The sequence below is a fragment of the Paraburkholderia azotifigens genome (assembly GCF_007995085.1).
Lineage (GTDB): Bacteria > Pseudomonadota > Gammaproteobacteria > Burkholderiales > Burkholderiaceae > Paraburkholderia > Paraburkholderia azotifigens.
Map to the genome: position 1 here is coordinate 2,579,730 of NZ_VOQS01000005.1, position 23,023 is coordinate 2,602,752.

At 56.6% G+C, this 23,023-nt stretch carries 21 protein-coding genes and 4 pseudogenes; 6 read left to right on the top strand and 19 right to left on the bottom strand.

What is annotated here, in order from left to right:
• Positions 1 to 10 precede the first annotated feature (10 nt).
• Positions 11 to 1,504 carry an efflux transporter outer membrane subunit gene (locus tag FRZ40_RS43560; protein WP_147238403.1) on the top strand — a complete coding sequence of 498 codons (1,494 nt, stop codon included), beginning with the start codon at positions 11 to 13 and terminating at the stop codon, positions 1,502 to 1,504.
• A gap of 56 nt (positions 1,505 to 1,560) precedes the next feature.
• On the opposite strand, the pseudogene hemE reads toward FRZ40_RS43560, so the two are convergent.
• Both hemE and FRZ40_RS43570 read right to left on the bottom strand, forming a co-directional pair.
• A pseudogene (gene hemE / locus FRZ40_RS43565) lies at positions 1,561 to 2,633 on the bottom strand (uroporphyrinogen decarboxylase).
• A 72-nt stretch (positions 2,634 to 2,705) separates the two neighbouring features.
• Positions 2,706 to 3,244 (bottom strand): annotated as a pseudogene (locus FRZ40_RS43570) (transposase); the annotation flags it as partial.
• Positions 3,245 to 3,618: 374 nt separating this feature from the next.
• Between FRZ40_RS43570 and FRZ40_RS43575 the strand changes: the two are divergent.
• Both FRZ40_RS43575 and FRZ40_RS46420 read left to right on the top strand, forming a co-directional pair.
• Positions 3,619 to 3,879 carry a hypothetical protein gene (locus FRZ40_RS43575; RefSeq protein ID WP_147238404.1) on the top strand — a complete coding sequence of 87 codons (261 nt, stop codon included), beginning with the start codon at positions 3,619 to 3,621 and terminating at the stop codon, positions 3,877 to 3,879.
• Between the two features lie 12 nt (positions 3,880 to 3,891).
• Positions 3,892 to 4,131 carry a DALR anticodon-binding domain-containing protein gene (locus FRZ40_RS46420; RefSeq protein WP_420873928.1) on the top strand — a complete coding sequence of 80 codons (240 nt, stop codon included), beginning with the start codon at positions 3,892 to 3,894 and terminating at the stop codon, positions 4,129 to 4,131.
• 764 nt (positions 4,132 to 4,895) lie between these two features.
• On the opposite strand, the gene FRZ40_RS45920 is transcribed toward FRZ40_RS46420, so the two are convergent.
• Together FRZ40_RS45920 and FRZ40_RS43580 are read right to left on the bottom strand one after the other, a co-directional pair.
• The gene (locus tag FRZ40_RS45920; protein WP_275671123.1) at positions 4,896 to 5,021 is read right to left on the bottom strand and encodes a hypothetical protein; all 126 of its coding nucleotides are present in this window, start codon (positions 5,019 to 5,021) and stop codon (positions 4,896 to 4,898) included.
• A gap of 382 nt (positions 5,022 to 5,403) precedes the next feature.
• Positions 5,404 to 5,925 carry an acyloxyacyl hydrolase gene (locus FRZ40_RS43580; protein WP_193567090.1) on the bottom strand — a complete coding sequence of 174 codons (522 nt, stop codon included), beginning with the start codon at positions 5,923 to 5,925 and terminating at the stop codon, positions 5,404 to 5,406.
• A 519-nt stretch (positions 5,926 to 6,444) separates the two neighbouring features.
• On the opposite strand from FRZ40_RS43580, the gene FRZ40_RS46425 reads away from it, so the two are divergent.
• Entirely contained in the window at positions 6,445 to 6,546 is a 102-nt protein-coding gene (locus FRZ40_RS46425; protein WP_420873950.1) for a zinc ribbon domain-containing protein, read from the top strand.
• 354 nt (positions 6,547 to 6,900) lie between these two features.
• Here FRZ40_RS46425 and FRZ40_RS45685 read toward each other — a convergent pair.
• The 9 genes and pseudogenes from FRZ40_RS45685 to FRZ40_RS43630 all read right to left on the bottom strand — a co-directional run.
• A pseudogene (locus FRZ40_RS45685) lies at positions 6,901 to 7,273 on the bottom strand (helix-turn-helix transcriptional regulator); the annotation flags it as partial.
• A gap of 246 nt (positions 7,274 to 7,519) precedes the next feature.
• Complete coding sequence (locus FRZ40_RS43595; protein WP_147238406.1) at positions 7,520 to 7,969, bottom strand: GNAT family N-acetyltransferase; 450 nt, start codon at positions 7,967 to 7,969, stop codon at positions 7,520 to 7,522.
• Positions 7,970 to 8,087: 118 nt separating this feature from the next.
• Positions 8,088 to 8,783, bottom strand: a complete 696-nt coding sequence (locus FRZ40_RS43600; protein ID WP_147238407.1) for a glutathione S-transferase N-terminal domain-containing protein — start codon at positions 8,781 to 8,783, stop codon at positions 8,088 to 8,090.
• Between the two features lie 148 nt (positions 8,784 to 8,931).
• A complete protein-coding gene (locus tag FRZ40_RS43605; protein WP_147238408.1) occupies positions 8,932 to 9,477 on the bottom strand; it encodes a carboxymuconolactone decarboxylase family protein in 546 nt (181 codons plus the stop codon).
• Positions 9,478 to 9,670: 193 nt separating this feature from the next.
• The gene (locus FRZ40_RS43610) at positions 9,671 to 10,306 is read right to left on the bottom strand and encodes a nitroreductase family protein (RefSeq protein WP_147238409.1); all 636 of its coding nucleotides are present in this window, start codon (positions 10,304 to 10,306) and stop codon (positions 9,671 to 9,673) included.
• Positions 10,307 to 10,815: 509 nt separating this feature from the next.
• Positions 10,816 to 11,772, bottom strand: coding sequence for an AraC family transcriptional regulator (locus FRZ40_RS43615; protein ID WP_147238410.1), 957 nt, complete (start codon positions 11,770 to 11,772; stop codon positions 10,816 to 10,818).
• A gap of 399 nt (positions 11,773 to 12,171) precedes the next feature.
• Entirely contained in the window at positions 12,172 to 12,432 is a 261-nt protein-coding gene (locus FRZ40_RS43620) for a hypothetical protein (RefSeq protein ID WP_147238411.1), read from the bottom strand.
• 688 nt (positions 12,433 to 13,120) lie between these two features.
• Positions 13,121 to 13,582, bottom strand: a complete 462-nt coding sequence (locus FRZ40_RS43625) for a carboxymuconolactone decarboxylase family protein (RefSeq protein WP_167528746.1) — start codon at positions 13,580 to 13,582, stop codon at positions 13,121 to 13,123.
• Between the two features lie 4 nt (positions 13,583 to 13,586).
• Positions 13,587 to 14,003: a cupin domain-containing protein gene (locus FRZ40_RS43630; RefSeq protein ID WP_147238413.1), complete on the bottom strand. Its 417-nt coding sequence runs from the start codon at positions 14,001 to 14,003 to the stop codon at positions 13,587 to 13,589.
• Positions 14,004 to 14,090: 87 nt separating this feature from the next.
• Here FRZ40_RS43630 and pdxR point away from each other — a divergent pair, with 87 nt between their 5' ends.
• Positions 14,091 to 15,503 (top strand): MocR-like pyridoxine biosynthesis transcription factor PdxR, encoded by a 1,413-nt coding sequence (gene pdxR, locus FRZ40_RS43635; RefSeq protein ID WP_147238414.1) that lies wholly within the window; start codon positions 14,091 to 14,093, stop codon positions 15,501 to 15,503.
• A gap of 126 nt (positions 15,504 to 15,629) precedes the next feature.
• Here the strand turns inward: pdxR and FRZ40_RS43640 are convergent, their stop codons facing one another.
• The 4 genes and pseudogenes from FRZ40_RS43640 to FRZ40_RS43655 form a co-directional block, all read right to left on the bottom strand.
• Positions 15,630 to 16,343 carry an SDR family NAD(P)-dependent oxidoreductase gene (locus FRZ40_RS43640; protein WP_147238415.1) on the bottom strand — a complete coding sequence of 238 codons (714 nt, stop codon included), beginning with the start codon at positions 16,341 to 16,343 and terminating at the stop codon, positions 15,630 to 15,632.
• Positions 16,344 to 16,572: 229 nt separating this feature from the next.
• Positions 16,573 to 17,116, bottom strand: a pseudogene (locus FRZ40_RS43645) (carboxymuconolactone decarboxylase family protein).
• Positions 17,117 to 17,145: 29 nt separating this feature from the next.
• Complete coding sequence (locus tag FRZ40_RS43650) at positions 17,146 to 17,763, bottom strand: nitroreductase family protein (protein ID WP_193567076.1); 618 nt, start codon at positions 17,761 to 17,763, stop codon at positions 17,146 to 17,148.
• Positions 17,764 to 17,998: 235 nt separating this feature from the next.
• Positions 17,999 to 18,439, bottom strand: a complete 441-nt coding sequence (locus tag FRZ40_RS43655) for an ACT domain-containing protein (protein WP_147238596.1) — start codon at positions 18,437 to 18,439, stop codon at positions 17,999 to 18,001.
• A gap of 778 nt (positions 18,440 to 19,217) precedes the next feature.
• On the opposite strand from FRZ40_RS43655, the gene FRZ40_RS43660 reads away from it, so the two are divergent.
• Positions 19,218 to 20,900 carry an FAD-dependent oxidoreductase gene (locus tag FRZ40_RS43660; protein ID WP_420873951.1) on the top strand — a complete coding sequence of 561 codons (1,683 nt, stop codon included), beginning with the start codon at positions 19,218 to 19,220 and terminating at the stop codon, positions 20,898 to 20,900.
• Positions 20,901 to 21,066: 166 nt separating this feature from the next.
• Here FRZ40_RS43660 and FRZ40_RS43665 read toward each other — a convergent pair whose 3' ends face one another.
• Both FRZ40_RS43665 and FRZ40_RS43670 read right to left on the bottom strand, forming a co-directional pair.
• Positions 21,067 to 21,573 (bottom strand): YkgB family protein, encoded by a 507-nt coding sequence (locus FRZ40_RS43665; protein WP_147238417.1) that lies wholly within the window; start codon positions 21,571 to 21,573, stop codon positions 21,067 to 21,069.
• Between the two features lie 400 nt (positions 21,574 to 21,973).
• On the bottom strand, positions 21,974 to 22,279 hold the full coding sequence (locus tag FRZ40_RS43670) for a carboxymuconolactone decarboxylase family protein (RefSeq protein ID WP_147238418.1): 306 nt from the start codon (positions 22,277 to 22,279) through the stop codon (positions 21,974 to 21,976).
• Positions 22,280 to 23,023: the final 744 nt, after the last annotated feature.

Consider the following 23,023-nt stretch of genomic DNA (forward strand, 5'->3'; position numbering starts at 1 on the left):
GAGACCCTCAATGAGACCCCTGGTCCTTACCATCGTAGCTGGAACGCTTATGGCGGCAGGCTGCACAATGATTCCTGCGTACCAACGCCCTACTGCGCCAATCTCGAGCCTATATCCCACGGGCGGAGTGTATGCAACGCAGCCGAGTCACGGCGGTGAAGACCGAAGTGCGAAGGAGCGCGCTGCGGCCGATATTGGATGGCGTGAATTCTTCGCCGACCCTAGATTGCAAAAACTTGTCGAAATCGCTCTCAGAAATAATCGCGATTTGCGCGTGGCCGTATTCAACGTGGACGCCGATCGCGAGCGCTACCGCATAACCCGGGCTGCTTCACTTCCTGCTATCGACGCCTCGGCCGGGGCGAACGTACAACGGACGCCCAAGGATTTGGCAGTCTCTGGACGAACCGTTTCGAGGGATTATAGCGTTGGGCTAAACACGTCTTGGGAGATCGATCTCTGGGGACGCATTCGGAGTCTGAGCGGAGCAGCTCTGGCGCAATATCTTGCAACAGCACAGGCAAGAAAATCAGTCCAGATTGCACTTGTGGCGCAGGTCGCCGACGAGTACCTAACGTTGCTTGCGTACGATGACCTCCTGAATGTGACGAAAAACACGCTATCGACAGCGCAGGAATCCTACCGCTTAACGAAGCTTCAGTTTGACACCGGAGTTGGCTCTGAACTTGACCTGAAGGAGGCGCAGAGTGTCGTAGACCATGCACGGGCAAATCTCGAAGCACAAGCCCGTGCTCGGGCCCAAGCTGAGAACGCGCTCGTGCTCCTAATTGGCGAACCGTTGCCGGACGATCTCCCGCCCGGGTTGTCACTCGACGCCCAGGATCTGTTAACAGATGTTCCCGCGGGGTTGCCGTCGGATTTGCTTTCACGCCGCCCCGACGTCATGGGGGCCGAAGAGCAGCTGATTGCAGCTAACGCGAACATTGGAGCAGCGCGGGCCGCGTTCTTTCCCAGAATTTCTCTCACCGGCGCTTTCGGCACGGCGAGTCCGACATTGGGGGACCTGTTCAAGGCTGGGTCAGCGGCGTGGAGTTTCGCCCCGCAAGTGGCCTTGCCGATTTTCGAGGGAGGCGCGAATACCGCGAACCTGAATCGAGCAAATGATCTAAAACAGATACAGATTGCAAACTATGAGAAAACCATACAGTCGGCATTCCGTGAGGTCGCGGACGGCCTTGCTGCGCGTGGGACATACGACAATGAGATTTCCGCCCTTCGAAGCAACCAGGACGCACAGCAGCGCCGCTTTGACCTGGCGTCCGCGCGATATCGTAACGGCGCCGACAGCTATCTATCGGTGCTGACGGCGCAAACCGATCTTTACTCGTCTGAGCAACAGTTGATCGTGACTCGACTCGCGCGATGGACAAGCATCGTTGACCTGTATCGGGCTCTCGGCGGGGGCTGGTTGGAGCACTCGGGTGATGAGCCACTGGCGCCGGATGCTACTGCGAGCTATGCGCCTGTGAACTCCCAGATCTGAAGAGGCTGTCGCATAGTTGCGCCGTCGACGCTAAGATCGTCGCCTCGATCACTGTATCACCGTCTCAGCGAGCGGCTATATTGGTGGACTTCATCGACCAGTTCGGACACGGCATCGGGTTCAGTGAAACGCGAAATGCCGTGGCCCAGGTTAAACACATGCCCTCCCTTGCCGACGGGGCCGAAGGCGTCTAGCACGCGGCGCGCTTCCTTGCGGATGGCCCCCGCTCCGCCAAACAACACCATTGGGTCAAGGTTACCCTGCAGCGCCACGGCGTCGTCGATGCGCCGGCGCGCAGACGCCAAGTCGACGGTCCAATCTAAGCCCACTGCGTCACAACCGCACGCAGCGATCTGTTCCAACCATTGTCCGCCTCCCTTGGTAAAGACGATAACCGGCACGCGTCGGCCATCGCGTTCACGGGTCAATCCGCCCACGACCTTTCTGGTGTAAGCAAGCGAAAAGTGCTGAAAAAGTCCGTCTGCCAACACGCCGCCCCAACTGTCAAATATCATCACGGCCTGTGCGCCCGAAGCGATTTGCGCGTTCAAATATTGAAGCGTGGCTTCCGCGTTAATTTCTAGAATGCGATGCAGCAGATCTGGGCGCGAATACAGCATCGTCTTGATCAAACGGTAATCCTCGCTACCCTGTCCTCTACCATGTAACAAGCGATGGTAAAGGGGCTGCCTGCAAAGCCGATCAGCGGCACCTTGCCGTCAAGCTCGCGTCGAATAGCGCTGACTGCATCGAACACGTAGCGCAGCTTCTCCATATCGGGCACGGCAAGCTTCCTCACGTCGTCCTCGCTGCGAACCGGCCGTGCGAATCGGGGCCCCTCGCCTTCCGCGAAGTCCAGGCCAAGGCCCATTGCATGCGGGACGGTGAGGATATCCGAGAATAAGATGGCCGCGTCAAAATCAAACCGCGCAAGTGGCTGCAGCGTGACTTCCATTGTGTAGTCCAAGCTCCGTGCCAGCCCCATGAAAGAACCAGCGCGCGTGCGTGTCACGCGATATTCTGGCAGGTATCGACCCGCCTGGCGCATCAGCCAAATCGGAGTGTAGGGCACCGGCTCGCGCAAAAGTGAGCGCAGAAATACATCATTCTTCAAGCTGGATGCAGACACGTTGTCCTCGGCAATTGAAAGAGAAAAATTATGGCTCTTTTGAGCATGCAATGGGTAACACGGCCCATAGCGGGCATGCGAGTTGAACGCCGAGAAGTCGAGTTTGGGAGCAGTAAGCAACAGTACCATTCGCACTGTTTCGAAGCGCGTGTAGCCACGCGCCTTGCGGTTGACAGCCGGAAAAAAAGCCGCTGATGGCTCGATGAAGTCGTTGGTCTGTCGAGTCTGGGCCCACGCAACGATGCCGTCGAAGTGTCGACGAATCAATCGTGCGACATCCTTCATCGGTTCGACTTTCGAACACATGACATTGGTACACCATTGCTGCAGCAAATCTGAGACGACATGAATCTGCTTGCGTTCGAGAATCACGCGCAACTGCTCGCGATATAACCAGGCGCGGGCCGTTCGCTTAGTGGTGTACTGCCTGAGCAGCGCCTCGAGGTCGGTCAATTGCGCAATGTTCAGTTTGCTGGCGTCCTTGTGCAGCGTCCAGCGCATCCGTTTGAGTTCCGGGTCGGCTTTCTGTTGTTGGCGACGCACCGTATCAAGCGCCTTGGACGCATGGGCGACGATGTGAAACTTTTGTAGAACGTCACTCGCGCGTTGGGCGAATAACAGCCACGCGAGGCTCAGAGACGCAGCGGTCGCGGTGCCGCATCAGTATATCGCGTCGAGCAGTGTGACTTACGATTATCAAGGGTAACCATACCCTCTGTAATCGACACTCGGTGGCCGCTCATCGTTACGCGGTAACGATGCTTAATAGAGGTTCGAACAATTTGACAAATCGAATCGTTCGTTAGGGCAGGCCAACGGGAACTCTGGTAATCGTGCATCGGCGCATATCTGAATGATTCACGTGGGATTCACAAACTGACAACAATGAATTGTTCCGATAGTACACAATTCCAGGAATACATCCCTCTAAAATGCTTCCATTGGACCCGAGACATCAGGCACCAAACACCTCCCGGAGGAACTCATGAAAATTGCTCAATTCGTCGTCGCAGCGACCATCGCACTGGCGAGTGTCCCGTCATTCGCTCAATCGGCGCCCCTAACGGCCAACGACGAGGTTAGCGCGCAATTAGCCCAGGAAAAGATGACGTATGGATATTGGAGTTCCAACGACCGGACGCGGACTGCGACATCGGGTTCTAAACCGACAGTGGTGCCGCCGCATCAGATAACCGGGGTGGAGCTTGGCCGCTATTCACTATCAGTGGTGAGTCCGTCGTTTTGATCTTGTCAAGGCTTGATTCGGCCCGAGCTACTTTGGGGCGCATGCGGTGGCGCGAGACAGTTCCCGACTCATCTTTGGCTATATCTGTACGAACCAGCGAGTTGGCTAATGCGCTCTCATGAAGCCTGTCCAGTGCTCACACCGTATGAGGAAGTCAGAGACAGCCGGCTGATTTTGTGCCTGCTTTCCGCACAGACCCGGCCGAGAGGGCTCAATCTATTGGCCATAGATGTGCGTGAGAAGAGGATTTGAGCGTTCGACATACTCGATACCGTTACTGTCTAACGCAATACGTAACTTGACTGCCGCTGGAACGCACTTTACGCTCGATCTCACTGTTGGGCTGTTTATCCCGGACAGTGTGCTCACGCCATAGAGCCCCTGAAATGCCCGCCAATGTTCTCCATTGGCGGGCAATTTTTTTCAACTATTGGAGCGTGGGTGCAGCACCATCTCTAGCGCGTTGCAGTCAGCCGATATCTTGTTTGAGCCCCCAGCCCATAGGGCTACAGCCTCTGTCGTATGGTTCACGTTGGCAAAAGAAGCCGGAATACCCATTGCGCGGAAAACGCGGCTGTATCATAGAACGGAAACTGACGAAAGTTTGTGTGGACAGCGGCGCATACTAGGTCAGGCGATCGTAACGGGGGAAGTTTTCCTAACCGGATTCATGTGCCGAGGTTGTCCCAGATGATCGGCTAAACGCGGCACGTCACGTGCGCTTCGCCTGTTGATAATCGCGCGGTCCTCTGCCGTGAAATTCCTTGAAGGCACGTGCAAAGCCGACAGGGTAAATGCCCAGTCAAGCTGGGAGGCTGCCTGCCGCATCCGAAGGTCGCGCAAAAGCTGCATCGGGCGAGCGTCCAATGACACTGGTAAAACGTGACATGAAGATTGACCGGCTCTGATTAGCCGTGTTCGCGAGGCTTGCAATTGTATGATTTGCACGGGGATCCGCGGCTATTTGAGCGAAGGCTCGCGCAATTTCCGGGTCGCTGAGCAAGGAAAAGCGCTCTTCACACAGGTTGTTTCGATTTGACAGAGCGGCGCAGCAGAGCGACGATGACCTGCTTTAACAAGGCGCCCTTCATCGCTCCAGCTGTGATTTCATGCGCCAGTTGTTCCTGGAGCATTGTCTTCAACTGACGCTCGAGGTGGTCGCTAGCGTCAAATTGCTCAACGATGGGAGTGGAAAGCGTCCCGAACAGGTCGACTGACGGGCCGTACCGAGCCTGAAACCGGGGCTAACCAGGCACTCCGAGAGCCCGATTACCTGAACCTCGAGGAGAGTGATCAGGCTGTTCAGATCAAACTGAGAGACGGAGGATGCAGCGCGTGTTGCCAAGATTCCAGTCCTTCGGTTGCGTTCGTTCACTTCGTTGAACAGATCGCATTCGAAGAATGTCGCAGCGTATCCGGTTCAAATGAAGAGCGAATCTCGCGTTCATCGACATATACCGTACGTGTCGTGAAACTGTCTCGCATACGTCCGCCTCGAGGCAACCGGACCGTCAATCGAAGTGGTCAGAAATTATACTGAACATATAGCTGCTCGAACTCAATGCCAGGATTTGGCTCCTTGATGCTCGCGTTAGATAGGTGCTGGAAGCGAAAACCGGCCGCATACTGCTGGCGGCTCCCAAAGCTTGCTCCCACGCCGACCATGTCTGCAAACTGAAAGGCACTGGACATCGTATAGTGGCTGGTAATTGACGGGTGTGAAAGCAGTCGGACGCCGACTCCGGCCTCAACGAAAGGGCGAATCGCGCCACTACTTTTGATGAAACGGAAGACGGGCGTCACGCCAAACTCGAAAACATTGTCATGCGCATCCGCCTTGCTCGAGTGCCAGTAAGCAACATGCCCTTCCAAGACTGCGGCGAAATGCCAGCCACCGATCTCCCACCATGACCACTGTGGATCCCACACACCACCGAGATCTACCTTACTCTCGTGCACGTCATGACTGTTTGCGATGCCGCCCGCGACCTGTACTCCAAACTGATCCGCACGAGCAAGTCCTGGCGCGGCGAGTGAGAGCGCCATCAAGGAGGCGGCTCCAATAAGTGAACGAGACGTTGAGCTGGAGAAGCCGCGAACAATTCGATGCTTGAGGAGTCCTTTCAGATTTTTCACTTGTGTTCGATTTGGTGATAGGTTGACCTTATGCGGAACCCCGACGGGATGGGGCCTGCGCATCGACGTAACGTCGCTTTTTTACGGCTGACTGTTGGGAAGAAGCTTACCCACGTTCGAGACGTCCCGGAGCGTTGACGCGGCTATACGTGCGTATAGAAAAATTACCCCGACGTGGCCTGAACGCCCGGGCCTTCAGGCCGGGGATCGAAGCAAAGCTTGCCCAGGCCCAACGCACGCGGAAGAAGGTGCGCCTACACACGCTCCACGCGAAAATCAAAACTTACGGAAAGACCAGTTGCACAAGCTTCCACGACGCTCGTGAAGGAGTACGGCGCCATTTTCGTCGGCAATGTCAACGCTTCGGCGCTTGAGAGGACACGAATGACGAAATCCGTGCTCGACGCGGGCTGGAGGCTGTTCCTGACCATGCTGCAGTACAAGAGCGATTGCGCGGGCGTATGGTTCATTGAGGTCGTTGAAAAGTACTCAACCCAGATCTGGAGCTGCTGTAACAGGCGAAGAGAATGAGCCTGTCCGGAATGTGGCGCGTATGATCATCGTGACATCAACGCCGCAGTGAACATTCTCGTCGCGGGACGTCACCGTCTTGCAGAAGGAATCCCCGTCCTTTGCGCGCCAGGCACGGCAGCCGAAAGGCTGAGGGCGGGGAGGGCGTCAACGGTAAGCGAATTCCCAGAGGCGACCAGGACCGTGATTTTGTTTGCGGCGCCGTATGAAGCGCAAGCGAAAACCTGACGCGATTGGCGTGGTCTGAAAATCTTCGATGCCGGCCGCGACGCCGGGTGATCGGCTTTGCGGTGCGGGTACCGCTAGGTCAACCTGTGTGATTTCGGGTATGTGACGTTGAAGCAGCCGCTAATCCTAGCCTGCGCTCATGAGAGGCCGCCATCGCCCCGGTGTTATTTCCATCTTGTGGGTGAACGCGCGTCGAAATGCCGCCACGGACCGGTATCCGACTGAGTCAGCTTCGCAGGCTTTGTGAGCTTACTGGCGGCCCGGCTCATGCGGAAGTCAGTGAGCATTTCGGTGGCCGAGCGTCCGAGCTTGTCCTGAAACTGCCGCATGAAGATGGCGGATGACATGCCGCACAAGCCAGCCAGATCAGGCGGGTTCCACGGGCCTCGCTGGATCGGTGAGCAGGGCGGAAATGCCAGGCCCCGGTAGCGGATGACCAGCAAGCGCGAGCAGGCCTGCGGGGCCTGGATTCCCTCGCCGCACGCACCGTGAGTGTGAAGGGCGTAGCTGGCCGGCGATGGTGCCCATTTGCAGGGGATGGCTCACCCAGTCGACTCGAGATGTAGGAGTCCCGTAACTTGCGACGCTCTAGCATCGTATGCTGGTAGCAAACAAGTTTCCCAATGACGCTGCCGCAAAGTACGGCCAAATGGCGCCCGGTGCGCCGCAGTCCATCAACCTGGTGCTGCGACCACAAGGATGGCGAGGCGGCGAGCGAACTATGAAGTCAAGCCTGCGCGAATTATCACGTGAATTGTCTTCGATATTGAACAAACCCCGAACGATCAACGATGCGGTCGTAAAGCTGCATCGCGTTACCGTTGGATTCGTGCGTCAACCAGTGCACACGGGCCGCCCCATTGCGTCTTGCATCGACGAAAACATTCTCGATCAGCGCCCGGCCGACGCCGCGGCCACGCGCATTGTCGGCAACGAATAGGTCCTGAAGGTAGCAATAGTTGCTGGTCGTCCACGTCGATCGGTGGTAGATCAAATGCACCAGCCCTAACGCTTGTTCTCCTGCGATGGCAAGCGCTGCGTCCATTGGTTCTGCCGGATCTAAGAAGCGTGCCCACGTTCGCAGCGTAACGGTTTCCGGGATATCCACATCGTAAAATCGCTGGTAGCCTTTCCACAGGGGAAGCCAGATATCAAAATCGGCGCTCTGGACGGCACGGATCTCGAATGGTTCCATAGAATGCTCCTCAAATAAGAACGCTAGGGATGATGAGACGCGGAATGTATTCTTGCACTGACCATGATATGCGGCGATCAATAGCCGCTGTAGGCACTCTTATTCCCTTGGTCCTTCGTTATGCTGCCGTCACCTGCAGTCCGCGCTGTACTGCCGGCCGTGAGAGACCATCGTCGAGCCAGCGCTGGACGTTCTTGAACCGGTCGAACCCGACGAGTTCCCGTGCCTCATAGAAGCCAATCAGGTTGCGTACCCAGCCGAGCAGCGAGATGTCTGCAATGCTATATCCGTAGTCCATTACCCATTGACGAGTCGCCAGCCGTTCGTCAAGAACGCCGAGCAGACGTGCTGACTCGGTGGCATAGCGATCGCGCGGGCGCTTGTCCTCGTATCCCTTACCGGCGAATTTGTTGAAGAAGCCCACCTGGCCGAACATCGGACCCACACCACCCATCTGCCACATCAGCCACTGGATTGTTTCGTAGCGCGCGTTAGGATCGGCCGAGAGGAACCGTCCGGTCTTGTCGGCGAGATAGATCAGGATTGCTCCCGATTCGAACAATGCGAGCGGCCGGCCGCTCGGCCCGTTGGGATCGAAGATCGCTGGAATCTTGCCATTAGGGTTGAGCGCGATGAAAGCCGAATCCTGATTCTCGTTTGCGATGATGTCGATGCGGTGAGGCTCATAGGCGAGACCCGTCTCCTCCAGCATGATCCCCACCTTCACGCCGTTGGGTGTTGGCAGGGAAAAGAGCTGGAGCCTATCTGGGTGCTTCGCCGGCCAGCGCGTGAAAATCGAATGATTGAGTGTCACATTTTGCTCCTTGACCCGGTCGTCTCTACGGAAAGTCCGGACACCTTCCCTCGGCTCTTTCCTCTAGGTGCCCGGGCTCCGGCGTATGTGCGCATCACACGGGGCCTCCAGGGGCTCCGTGAGACGGCTCAAGCAACCGAGTAGGGTCTCAGATTGAGCCAGCCGGTGTAACGGCGGGAAAGTCTTTCTCGGGGTCAAACACGTTGTTGAAGAAGTTCGTGAGGGAATACATGGCGACTAGCGCCACGATCTCCATTACATTCGCATCCGTGTACCCGGCATCACGGACGGCTTTCAGATCTGCGTCAGTGACCTGGCCGCGTGTCTCGATGACTTTGCGTGCGAACTGGACGGCGGCGTCACGCTTCGGATCGCTCGCGTGGCCCTTTCGGGCGAGTACGACTTCTTCCGGCGGCAGCTGGGCCATATGCTTCGCCGTAAAGCTGTGGACTGACAGACAGTAGTTGCAGCCATTCACCTCGGAGACAGCCAGACCGATGCTGTCGCGCGTCTTCACGTCGAGCGCCTTACTCAAGGAACCAAGCAGGGTCGCCCACGCGTTGAATGCGATGGGGCTTTGTGCGAAGGATGCCATCATGGTCGGAGTGAATCCGATGTTTTTCGTGAAAGCATCGAGAGTAGGTTTCGACTCGGCAGGCACCTGTTCCGGTGATAGAGCAATAGTTCTCGGCATTTAAGTACTCCTGAAGTAATTAAATTTACTACTTGAAGGAAGCCCGTGTAGGAGCTGTCCGTCGGCTTACTTCGTGCCCAAGGCAGGGTCGAAGCTGGTTTGGCCTTCAAGTGGGAAGTGGTGTGCGATTGCCTCTCACTTGTCGGCCGGTTAATCTGTCGCTGTCGCCGCGGTCACCGTTGCGGCGACTCACTTATACCAGGTCCAAAACATCGGCCACGGGCCGGCGCGGCTTCTGTGCCCAGTTTCCCGCACGCTCTGTACCTACTGTCAACAACATGACCGGCACTTCATCGTCGGCCAAACCGAACTCACGGTGCACGGCTTCGGCATCGAAGCCGATCATCGGCGTAGACCCCAGTCCGAGTGAGCGGGCCGCATAGATCATCGCTGCTGCGCCAAAGGTGCCACTGCGCACTGCCTCGTCTCGCTGCCGCTGGGGGTACTCCTTATACAGGCCGCGCGCAGGGATTTCCCATTCCGGCACCATCTCTGCTGGCATGACGCCGGCTTCGACGAGAGGAGCCAGGCGATCAGGTATGACGCTCGAATCGGCCAACTGGCCACAGACGATGAAGGTAACGGCGGCATCGGTGATCGCGGGCTGATTCCAGGCGATCGGACTGAGCTTGGCCTTGGCTTCAGGTGTACGGACGGCGATGAAGCGCCAGTTCTGCAAGTGAAAGGACGTGGGCGCCGAAGTGCCGATACGCACCAGTTCGCGAATCTGTTCGTCGCTCAAGGTGGCGGCGGGGTCATAGTACTTGGCGGCGCTACGGCTCAGGATACATTCGATGACGGCATTGGTCTTGATGCTTGCGTTGGTCATGCTGACTCCTATGGTTAAAGCGACAGGTTCGACTATAAGATTGCTTTCGTTCTATGCAGAGTTGCTGTCATTCAAAGCGCTGTAGGCGTCCTGCTCGATTGAGCTGGCCCATTGAAGCCGTCGAAGGTGATCCAGACGCTGTGAACGCATTCGGGACTTTGGTGCCGGCAACGTTGCTGACCCGCACAAAGCTATCAGCGGTTGCGCCAATTGAGGATTGAACGACTGGAACAGGGCAACGGCTCATCGTGGGGACGTTTTCATCAGGTGGTTAAGAGCCTCTACTGTAAGTTCACTGGACATAGATTTCGAGACCGTATTTACTCAATTAAATGCTAGAAAGGATCAAATTGACGAGGAATCCATTGCTCAATGCTGTTGCAGCTCGGTACCATGCGGTCGTCTCATTCGAATCCCAGTGCATGAAGACGAGTGCGCTTTTGCAAGGGCGGCTACGGGCGGCATTGTCTGCGACAGCCTTGCGAGAGCGTCATCCGGACCGTGGGGCATTAGCCTCCGTCGCGCGCCTGACTGCGCCATTGCCCCGGCGTCATGCCCATCTTGTCGGTGAACGCGCGCCGAAATGCCGCCACGGATCGGTACCCGACTGACTCAGCGACAGCTTCCGTGCTCATCGCCGGCTTTTTGAGCTCATTGGCGGCCCGGCTCATGCGGATGTCGGTGAGCATTTCGGTGGCCGAGCGTCCGAGCTTGTCCTGAAACTGCCGCATGAAGGTGGCGCGTGACATTCCGCACAAGTCGGCCATCTCAGGTATGTTCCAGGGCCGCGCCGGGTCGGTGAAAATCGCGGAAATGGCGGGCGCGAGCCGTGGATGACCAGCAAGCGCGAGTAGGCCTACGGGGGCCTGCTCGGATTCACTTGCCGCGCGCAGCGTAAGCGTGAACAGCGCTGAAGAAAGGGCATTGAGGATGGCGCGGCCGCCCGGCTTGTCTGAGGCGGATTCTTCTCGCATCAGAGCTACGAGACTGGCCAAGTGGCTCGACGCAGACGCGAGCTCTTGTTTGGACGGTCCGGCCGCCGCCCGTACCACCAGATTTGTCGGGAGGTAATCTCGAATTAGCCGATCATGAGGCGGTCCGATGAAAAATCGGCCGCAAAGCATGTCCAGATGCTCGCCATCCCCCTCGTTCTGGCTGAGCGTCCAGCCTGCAGAACTTTGTTGATTGTGGGTAGGACCTGGTGCATGCCCGCTACCATCGTGAAGCACGTGTGCTGACCCGCGAGTCACTAGCACGATGTCTCCACCCGTCAATTCCCTGGTGGTTCCTGCCTCCGGATCCTCAATAGTGGCCCGGCCTTTCAGGACGACATGATAAGGAATTTCATGGGCCGCAGATTTACCCCAGGCCACCTGCCAGGGCGAGCCATAGGCACAGCGTACTTCGAGCTGGCCCGTGATGGTGATCATTTGCAAGAGATGGCTCAGCCAGTCGACTTGAGACATATGACCTCAAAAATTGAAACGCTCTAGTGACCGGCAAGAGACGCTGACCAGGGGCGACGAGACGCTTGCTGCAAGCTCCACGAGCTTGGCGGCCCTTGTATCTGACCAGACTGTCTGGCGTTGAACCTGTCAAACTGCTCGCGCAGATACAACAGACCCACGCGAAGAACCCTACGATGGGTTCGCTGCCAGGACGAAATAAAACGGGATTGTCTCTGGATGCGAGAACCCGAGGCAGGACGTTCGCCAAATGATGGCATCGCAAGGCAATGAAAAGTGCGCAGTTAATTTCATCGGTCGACGATATATCGCCGCCTCGAGGAGATCTGCTTGCTTTGTTTTATTAACGGCGGAAGTCGTAGATCCACGAAAGCTGATTCATCGCCCCTGACTGGTTCGCTATGCATCCTCTGCCACAAATCCTTGCGAAAAGAAGCGCTGCTGTCCGTCTTCGTCAAGCTGACTAAGCACTTCACTTGTCCTCTCGTTAATCAGCATCTCAATTGTGCCGGTAATCGTCCGATCGAAATGAAATGCAAGACGTTCTAGACTTCGCTTCGTAGCAATAGATACGAGGCAACTGATACGTTCATGTTTTCCTCCAACGCCAAGCCGCCTCTCCCGATACTGTCTTTGTCGTTCTGAATTCGAAAGTGCCATGGATGGTTTCCCGGTTTTTGCCAATAATCGTTTGACGACCCAGTGTCGAGGTCGCCGTCCGCGGAATCCTTTTGACGGCCTGCTGCAGATCGAGAATGGATTTCCGGAATGCGTTAGTTGGTGCAATCCGCACATGTCGACTCCTCCATCGACCCGGCGTATAAATTTACGCCCGCATAAACTCGATCAACGGCAGGTCAACGCAGCCTCGTCGCTTTTTCCGCAATCTTTTGGTCGTCGATCATGCAACGACTTCCTGACGAACCTGCTGTCATAGCTTCAATTAAACTTTGAATACTTCGCCAGCGCAACGAAATCAAAGTCTCTTGTTGAGATACGCGCGTATAGGTTTACTAACGGTGAAGATGATCGATGCACGTCATCTCCGCACGCGGTCCGGTCTGACCGTGGTGTAGGGTAGGGGCCATACGTCTATATCGTCGCGGCGACAGTAGGGGCCGGATGAGCGTCGCGCTCGAGAAAAAAACGGCGGTTGCTCGTCTGTGCGGATGACCTGTACAGATACTTTACGTGATGAGGCGGCGTTACCCGAACCCATTTTTCGGCCTCGATCCTCTCCGGAAATGTATATCGTCGATGATGACGCGGTGTTGACGCCTATTGGGAGAAACGCCGCCTGTCAGAAGCGTTTCTCCGTGTTTCCGATCGATATTCGATAGCGACGGCGTCAGCCTTTCACTGACAACGCAGAGTCGGGCGTGCGACGAAAGCTGATGGCTAGGCGGTTATAGGCGTTCATCAAGCTAATGGCCATTGTGAGGTCAGAGAGCTCTTTCTCACTGAACACCGCGGCGGCGGCAGTGAAGTCATCGTCCGGCACATGGGTATCGGCTACCAGGGTTACTGACTCTGCCCATGCCAGCGCCGCTCTCTCTCGGTCAGTGAACATCGGTTTCGCCTCACGCCAAGCTTGTACGAGGGCGAGCTTCGCTGGGGTAACGTTCTTCTTGATCAGGTCGCGGGTATGTATGTCCAGGCAGTAAGCACAACCATTGATCTGGCTCACACGGAGATAGACGAGGTCAATGAGGACGTCATCGAGCCCCGACTCCAGTACGTAACCATAAACGCCGCCAAACGCCTTCACACCGCCGGGCGAAGTTTTTATGTAGTCCAGTCTCACTTTCACTCTCCTACTTGACGTTGGTCGTCAGTTGCTTATCATCCGAATCGACAACGAAGACGGCAAGCAGCTTTGCGGGCTTCGTCTTGCTCGCATTGCGGCTCACTGCGTGCAGAGAGCCGGGCTCCTCGAAGAAGCTCTCGCCCGCCTTGTAGACGTGCTCAGGCTCGTTGTTCACTTTGCTGACCACGCTACCCGAGACGACGTATGCGTAAATGAATGCCGATTTGGCATGCCTGTGAGGATACGAAGCGCTACCGGGTGGGTAGACGACTTCCACGGCCGTCAAAGATTTCCCGGGAACATTCGGTAGCGCCCTCGAGAAATTCGGAGCGACCGTTTCGCTGCCATCGTGAGCCGCGGCGGCGCCGGCAAAGCCCAAACTGATGGCGACAACAAGGGAAGGAAGAATGCTATGAACTTTCATGATCAGCTCCTTGAACGCTAGAATCATGAACTGTTACAAGTTCATCGAAAAGAACCAAGAACGCAAATTTTTATTGGACCATGGGCTATGACTATTCTGAATCTGACGCTTGACCGTGCGTCCAAAACCTCGCTGTCGGAACAGATTCGACTGGGCATCGTTGGTGCGATCGAAAATGGAATACTCGTTCCTGGTGCTAGGCTGCCGTCTTGGGTGGACTTGGCTACGCAGCTAGGAGTGGCACGTGGCACAGTCCGGACAGCGTATGAGCGGCTGTCCGATGCGCAGTTGGTCGTTTCATCTCGCGCGGGCGGGACCAGAGTCTCGGACCATACGGGCATGGCGCGTCCTTCCGGGGAACCTACGCGTTGTTTCGAGACGAATCAGCCATCTGCGTTATACCAACACTTTCTGCACGGGTCTTCCATCTTTCAGAATGGGATACCAGCGTCGGACTGTTTCCCTCGCATCTTGTTTGCTAGGCTCAGAGCTCGTGCGGCGCGTGACGAAGTCGAAGCGCTCGCGTCCTATCCGGACCCTCGCGGCGAACATCAACTGCGGCGAGAAATCGCGGCCCATCTGGCTCTGTCGCGCGGCATCGAATGTTTGCCCTCCCAAATCTTCATCTCGGGAGGGTTCACAGGGGCGCTTGGTGTTGTACTCCGAGTGATACAACCGGAAGGTCGAAAGGCGTGGGTCGAGAACCCGGGATTTCTCCCCAGCCGTATGGCTTTGGAGCTTTCGCGGCTCGAGACGGTTCCCGTTCCGGTGGACGAAGACGGTCTCGACGTCGCTTACGGCGAACTGCACGCACCGGACGCTGCGATTGCTCTCGTAACGCCAGGGCAGCAGGCGCCTTTAGGTCCCACATTGTCGCTTGCCCGACGCGTTCGGCTCCTGGAATGGGCAGGGAATGCCGATGCCTGGATCATTGAAGACGATTATCTGGGTGAGCTTCAGCTGGGACGGCGCGCCGCGCCCGCCCTTGCATCGTTGGACAGAGCGGGCCGGGTGATCCATATAGGTTCTTTCAGTAAGACAATTAGCCCGACGCTTCGGCTCGGGTTCGTCGTTGCGCCTGCTTCCCTCGTGTCGCGATTTGAAGAAGTTGTGGCCTGTCTCGCCACCGCTCCCGGTCCGGCCGTGCAATTGGCGACCGCGGAATTCATGCGTGATGGGCACTATATGCGGCATTTGCGTAGGATGAAGCGAATCTATGCGAGCCGAAGCAACGCGGTTCTGACGAGTCTGGAAGCCAAGGGCTTGGATGTCTATCCATCCGGACTTGCAGTGGTGCTCAGGCTTGCCGATGGGGTGGACGATAAGAGGATCGTCCGGGAAGCATATGCCTACGGGCTTGCGCCGGGGCCTTTGTCGCGCTGGTATTGCTCAGAGGACACACAGCGATCGGGGCTGCTCCTCGGCGTGGCCACTGCGATTGAACGGCAACTTCCGAATGCATGTGATCGTTTGCAGCAGTTGATCCGGAAGCTCTCGTAGGCGCGCCGCTTGCCCGAGGGCTTGCTTACGCTACGATGCGCTTGGGGCATACCCGCATCGTCTGTTGCTGCGGGGGCGTAGATTTCGGACATCAAACTACACCGGCTTGCTGTGCGCGGGGAACGGCTAATGACCGGCGCTCAGGCCGCCGTCGACGTGAAGGATTTCGCCTGTGACAGATGGTGCGGAATCAAGAAGGAGAATTGCATTAGCGATATCGCTCATCTCGCCCAAGCGTCCCAATGGATGCAAGATTCCCAGTGCCTCGTGGGTCTCAGGTGCATGCATCGGCGACTTAATGATCCCGGGCGCGACGGCGTTCACGCGAATCCATTTTCTTGCGTACTCGATCGCCAGCGACTTCGTAGCCGCGTTCAGACCTCCCTTGGTCAAGGCCGCGAGAACCGAATAAACACCGGTGCGCGGAGCGTCAATTACGCTTGCCGTGACGCTAACTACATGGCCGCTCGAATGCTTTTCCATTTCCCCGATGGCGAGCTGAGTGATGTGATAGAAACCTGACAGATTCACGTTCACCACCGCTCCGTAATCTTCGAGTGTGTTTTCCGTGAAAGGTTTGCCGATGTAGATGCCTGCGTTGTTCACCAACGTGTCAATCCGGCCAAAGCGGGCGATGGTTTCGGAAATCACGCGTTGCGCGGTTACCGGATCGCCAATATCACCCGCGATGGTCATAACAATCGGGTCGTCCGATGGCTTGATTGAACGGGCCGTCGCGACAATGCGATAGTCGAGCCTCTCAAACATCTTGGCGACTTCCCGGCCTATGCCTTGCGAGGCGCCGGTTACGACGACAACTTTTTGTGAGGCGCTGCTCATATTGCCCTCAGTTAATTTTATGGCGGGGCTGCAACCGCAGCCTAGCTTGCGGCTACGCCCACGCCGGACAGAGAGGCGTCAATTTGGATTTCGCGCACATCAACGCGCTTGTTTGTTAACGGCAGCCACAGGTGACGGCGCATTGGCCCGATTGACGCTTTGACGTTGCGCTCGCATCAGTTGAAGCTGTCAGGAAATTATTTGGATTTCCGTTGCGAGAGCAGTGGGTTCAGATCGATCCGGCCGGTGTAACAGCGGGAAAGTCTTTCTCAGGGTCGAACACGTTGTTGAAGAAGTTTGTCAGGGAATACATGGCAACCAGCGCGACGATCTCCATGACGTTCGGATCGGTGTAGCCCGCTTCGCGAACGGCTTTCAGATCGGCGTCAGTGACTTGGCCGCGTGTCTCGATGACGTTGCGCGAACTGGACCGCGGCGTCACGCTGCGGGTCGGTCGCATGGCCTTTGCGCGCAAGAATTGATTTCATCCGGCGGCAGCTTCGCCATATGTTGGGCCGTGAAGCTGTGAACCGTCAGGCAGTAGTTGCAGGCATTCATCTCAGAGACAGCAGGCCGATGCTGTCGCGCGTCTTAACGTCGAGGGCCTTGCTTAAGGAGCCGAGCAGCGTTGCCCAAGCGTTGAACGCTATGGGGCTCTGCGCGAAGGTAGCGATCATCTTCGGGGTGAACCCGATGTTCTTTGTGAACGCATCAAGCGTGGGTTTCGAATCGGCCGGCACTTGTTCCGGCGCTAGAGCAGTAGTTCTCGGCATGTTGGTGTTCCTTCAGTGACCTGTTCAACTTATACGAGATGCAGCACATCGGCCACGGGACGGCGGGGCTTCTGGGCCCAGTTCCCGGGACGCTCTGCACCGACGGCCAACAGCATTACGGGCAGTTCGTCCTCGGCCAGACCAAACTCACGGTGCACGGCTTCGGCATCGAAACCGATCATCGGCGTAGACCCCAGTCCGAGCGAGCGGGCCGCATACATCATCGCTGCTGCGCCAAAGGTGCCACTGCGCACTGCCTCGTCTCGCTGGCGCTGGGGGTACTCCTTATACAGGCCGCGCGCAGGGATTTCCCATTCCGGCACCATCTCTGCTGGCATGACGCCGGCTTCGACGAGAGGAGCCAGGCGATCAGGTATGACGCTCGAATCGGCCAACTGGCCACAGACGATGAAGGTAACGGCCGCATCGGTGATCGCGGGCTGATTCCAGGCGATCGGACTGAGCTTGGCCTTGGCTTCGGGTGTACGGACGGCGATGAAGCGCCAGTTCTGCAAGTGAAAGGACGTGGGCGCCGAGGTGCCGATACGCACCAGTTCGCGAATCTGTTCGTCGCTCAAGGTGGCGGCGGGGTCGTAGTACTTCGCGGCGCTACGGCTCAGGATACATTCGATGACGGCATTGGTCATGGTGGTTCCGTTGGTTATAAGTTGAAGGACAACAGTATTTCCGCAGTTAGGGGCACCTGATCAGGTTTCGACGTGGTGTTTCCTCCTATGCTTCGGGTGATTGCTCGATGGAGCACCGGTTGCGAGCAGTCCTTCCTTAGCAAGATCCGGGCGTGAAGCATGTCGACGCACTTCGCTGCCGCACCTAACGTGGTCCGTAGTTGCTGAACGGCCGCCCCAAGCAGCGGGTCACGGTTTATTGCAGTGTTGCACCGGACTGGTTCGCTGCATCGCGCTGAAGTTGCTCAAGGACACACATCGCGTCGTCGGCTGCCTCGAGCGGAACAAAGATGTGATCGTGATAGGTCGCGGCGACTACATTGCAGCTGATCCCGACAGCGCCTAATGCACCGGAAAACAAAGCTGTTAGCCCAGCGGAAGTCAGGTCCGAGCGAAGCAGCAAAGTTATCCATGCTGCACGAAACATAATCTCTAAATTGAATCGCTCCGCTACGCCCAGCTCGACAAAAACGGTTAGTCCTTCCTGCTCCCGAAAAGTCCCGATAATTGCGCTGCCTGGGATGCCTTCAGGAGCTCTTTCACCTAAAGCAAGACTTACAAACGCGACGCGCTCCTGATTGAGGACTGGAGACATAGATGCGATGAGTGTAGTCAGATTCGTAGTACTCTCGTGCATGTTCTGATATCCCAAAAAAGACCAAATCGCACGATGAGTGGCGGTCTGGCTGATAGCCGTAAAGCGTCGGCCAAACATATGGCCATTAAGTGGGATTGCCGCCGGATGGCTTAGGAGCGCACTTCTGGCCTGATCGGATGCGAAGGGTTGCACAGTAGGTGCGCTGTCAGGAAAGACCGACCACAATCTGGATTCTGTCGACGTTGTTCGACGTTTTTCGACGTAGTGGCGTATCCGATGAGTGTACAAAGAGCAAGCGTATTGTTGGTCCATACCTGAGGATATGAACCCGATACCTCATCGGCCTTGCTGGAATCTTCAGCTTGCATAAGACTGTAGCGATCCGGATCATGACGACCGCAGAGGTTTTACTGTCAGCGAGGATGACCGGCTCAAGAGATGATCAATGCTGTACACGTCGTTGCCCCAGCACAGCATTGAGAGTCACAGTGGCCGTTTCGGGTGTGGGCCCGGGACAACTTCCACTAGCTCTCCGTTGCGGCCCGGTCACAAGGGCGAAAGTCCATCAATCAGATGCTCTATGAATGCAGACGAGGAATCCCCGTTCGACCTGGAGCCTAGGGCTTCGAAAAATGCTATGAATGAACGGTCGCCTGGTGCGCCAAACGACTTTTCTGATACCGCGTCGGAGGACCCTGTCCCAGATCACGGTGTTTCAGCAAATTACGGGCGCTATATTTCCAATGCGCCGTCGGAGCATGTACCGGTCAGGTCGCGGAATGCGCCTGGGGGGCGCTCCGCGAACTACGGCTATTACCTGAACCCCAGTCGTGCGCAAGAGGAAGGGCAGTGGGGGAGGAGGGCGGCGCTCGAGCAACGTCGCCCTCAGATGTACCCCCGACTCAGCGATGCAGACGTCGAACGGGTACGTAGGTTTGGTATGGTGGAGTCTTGGAAAGGGGGCGAGACCATGTTCCGCGCTGGCGAGCCGGGACTCGGGATACGAATTATCTTACGCGGCCATGTCTTGCTTACCCGGCGAGATGCGCTGGGGCAATCGAAATTTTTGGCTGAGCTAGGCGAAGGACAGTTCCTTGGGGAGACAGCGCAGTTAACTGGAAAGCCATATCTGGTAGACGGATATGCGATCAACGATGTCTGTGCGATTCTGGTCTCACCCGCGCGGGTGCGGACGCTGTTGATTGAAGAAGCACAGCTTGGGGAGATCATCATGCGCGCGCTCATACTGCGTCGCGCAGAGCTGGTCCAAGAGGGCAGCGGCCCGGTACTCATCGGGCCGGCGACAGACACCAAGACATTGGCGCTCGAGGGTTTTTTTCGGAGGGTAAATCATCCCTACCGGGTGGTCGACACCGACAGTGACGCGGAAACGGTCAGTGTTCTATCAAAGCTTCCGGATTGGCGGGAGTCAACGCCAATCGTGGTGCTCCCAGACGGGGCCATACTGCGTTGCCCTGACGAGGCGGCCTTGGCTGCAAGGCTGGGGCTTTTGCCAGAATTGACTCCGACGAAGATTTTCGATGTCGCGATAGTCGGGGCGGGGCCAGCGGGATTGGCTACCGCAGTATATGCTGCATCAGAAGGCCTGTCTGTCATAGTATTCGACTCATATGGCGCTGGAGGACAGGCTGCGGCCAGCGCACGTATCGAGAACTATCTGGGCTTTCCCGCTGGAATTTCGGGGCAGGCATTGGCTTACCGGGCATTCATGCAAGCGGTAAAGTTCGGTGCGGAGATTTCGATTCCATCAGAAATCTTGAAGCTGGAGTGCGCGGCGTCACCGCTTGCAGTGCATCTCTCCGATGGCCGTTTGGTCCATGCGCACTCGGTGGTGATTGCCAGCGGGGCCTCATATCGTCGTCCGGACATCCGTGGCCTGGATTTGGAGACCGAGAAAGGCGTCTATTATTGGGCCTCATCGGTCGAGGCGAAGCTCTGTCTGGGGTCGGAAGTTGTACTTGTCGGAGGCGGGAATTCAGCCGGGCAGGCAATCGTGTACCTCTCGAACTATGCTAGCCATGTTCACGTACTCGTGAGGCGTGAAGGGCTTGAAGAAAGTATGTCTCGATATCTGATCGATCGCGTAATGGCGTTACGCAATGTGACGATCCACGCACGCGTGACAATCGAATCAGCGTCAACCGATGAAGACGGACTCTGCGGCCTGACGGTGAAGGCGGACGGGCGTAATGCGGCCATTGCGACCAGACATCTCTTTCTGTTCACCGGTGCGGATCCAAATACCAGGTGGCTTCGCGAATGCGAAGTAGAAGTTGACGACAGGGGATTTGTTTTGACGAAGGCTGCAGCGTCGTCCGATCCTAGCGGTTGCCTCTCATTTCAGACCAATGTGCCTGGTGTTTTCGCGATAGGTGACGTGCGCTCTTCGTCTATCAAACGAGTCTCGGCCGCGGTGGGAGAGGGTGCGGCGGTCGTGTCGGAAATTCACGCGATGCTCGCGCGAATGAGTGTCAATTGAACATATCGCGCAGGGCTCGCCCGGTTTCGATCCCGAAGCCGCAGTGGCGTTCGTTCTGAAAGTGCGGCGTTCGCCTATGCGCGGCTGGTGCGTACGCCATTTCTAGGCATAGGCACCAGATTTGTTTCAGACAAAATGGCATGAGAGATGCCATTGCTCTATTTGGCTAGCGAGACATTGCCGCCGCCTCAGGAGCGCCGCCGGGCGCCAATTGAATTGATTTCATCAGGAGGCAGGCCGACGCCGCGAGAAGAACAAGGTCCTTAAGCAGGAATTGCCCGACATCACCTGATAGCCACGGGAAGCCGCCCAAGGGAGCGGCGGTTACGCCGGGAGTGCTGAACATAAACGTCAAGGTGACGATATAAGTCGCGCATGACATCGCAGCGCCAAGGGCGGAAAAGATCGGGACAAATGCGCCGAGGATGAGCGCGGCAGCGGTCGACAGTTCGAGGACGCCGATGACATAGCTCGCACCCTGGACGCCGAACAGGGTGTTAAGCCAACCCATGATCGGACTATGTACGATAAACGAAGAGATCCCGTGAGCTTCATAACTAGTGAACTTCATGCAACCGAACCAGAGAAATATGACGACTAACGCCCAACGAAGGAACCCGAGTGGCCAGACTGAAGTGTCATACTTTTCGGCGACGTGTACGTTCTTAAGCATATCTTCCGCTCCATTAGATTTGGTTTGAGAATTTGGCCGAAGCCAACGTCTTACGATTCTGTTGTAATCCGGGCGTGCGACCTTGGCCAGACGACCGAGCAAACTGAACGTCATCCTGATGCCCAAATCGATCCGTGGCCGTTATGCGTCGGCTTGCTCAGTGAGCATCAGATGGAAAAATGATATCCGCCGGCTTCACGATTAACAAACATACGTGAGTATCGTTTGATGTCCAGATGGATCCGCGGGACGAAATCCAAGCAATGACGATCGATCGTCGTATCAAGAGAACGACGCAGCCTAGCGATTCTCGTGTGGAAGGAGGTAACGCCTAGCTGCGGAATACGGGTTAAGAGCAGACTTTTTCCACCAGAAGAGTGCGGGCGGCGAGAAGGGCCCGTTACTCACGCATCAGGTGAGTGGCGTGGGTGATCGCACCACCTGCGCGAATTGCGGCTGCCACCACCGCGGTTTCAGCCAGTTGGGCGCTAGTTGCACCGGCGTCCCGCGCGGCAGTCGTGTGGAGCTCAATACAATACGGGCATTGCGTGGTTAGTGCTACAGCAACTGCAATCAGTTGCTTAGTCTGAACGGACAGAGCGCCCTCCTCAAACGCGGCCTTATCAAACGCCCAGAACGCCGCCATTCCCGCGCCTGCATGTTCTTCAAGCAGCTGAAGACGGTTCAGATTTGACATTTCCAACATGTTCATCTCCTAAGGCAACGAAGCAGCGTCTGTTAAGACTCCGCGCTGTCGACGATTGTCACCAAACGCGTTTGTGCACTGAGTCTACAGGTGCTGTTTTCCTCAACGGGATCATATGACCAAGTGCGGCTACCTACAAACATACGTCGGTATATCGAAAACATATCGAACGTGCGGTTGTTGACATGTGCCGACCGCCCCATTGATGCGGGAGAAGGTCTTTTGATTAAGTTCCATAACGTCGGAGACGTGATGTCAGATCGGGCGACGTGATGGTCGGCGCGGACCTTCGGATGTAATGATAATGTAATAAGGCGACGCAATTGCTTTCGCGCAATCGTTCGGTTGCCCAAAAAAATGGTGACAGAAAAAAGCATCTACCATTTTAGAACGCATCGAATAAAATGGCTGTTCGTCTAAAGGAATGATCCGGTGGGCGAGACCGCAATCGATATATCTGCCACGCCAACATGAACGAACCTGCCATGCTCGAAATGACTCAGCTCCGGAAAGATCGGAATCAACTGTACCGAAAGTTGGAAGGCGAGAGAGACTTCTTCTGGTTGCGGCAGCGCGTCGTGCATGGTGATGATCTGGCACCGCGAAAAATGCTCATCAACCGGCGCTAACGGCGTGGCTCACAGGCTGGGGTAGCGCAACGGTGTTCGGGGTGGCTCAGGTCTAGTTAGCGACTTGACGAGCAGGTCTGTGCATTATCTCGCCCCGAAACTGAGCGGGACGATC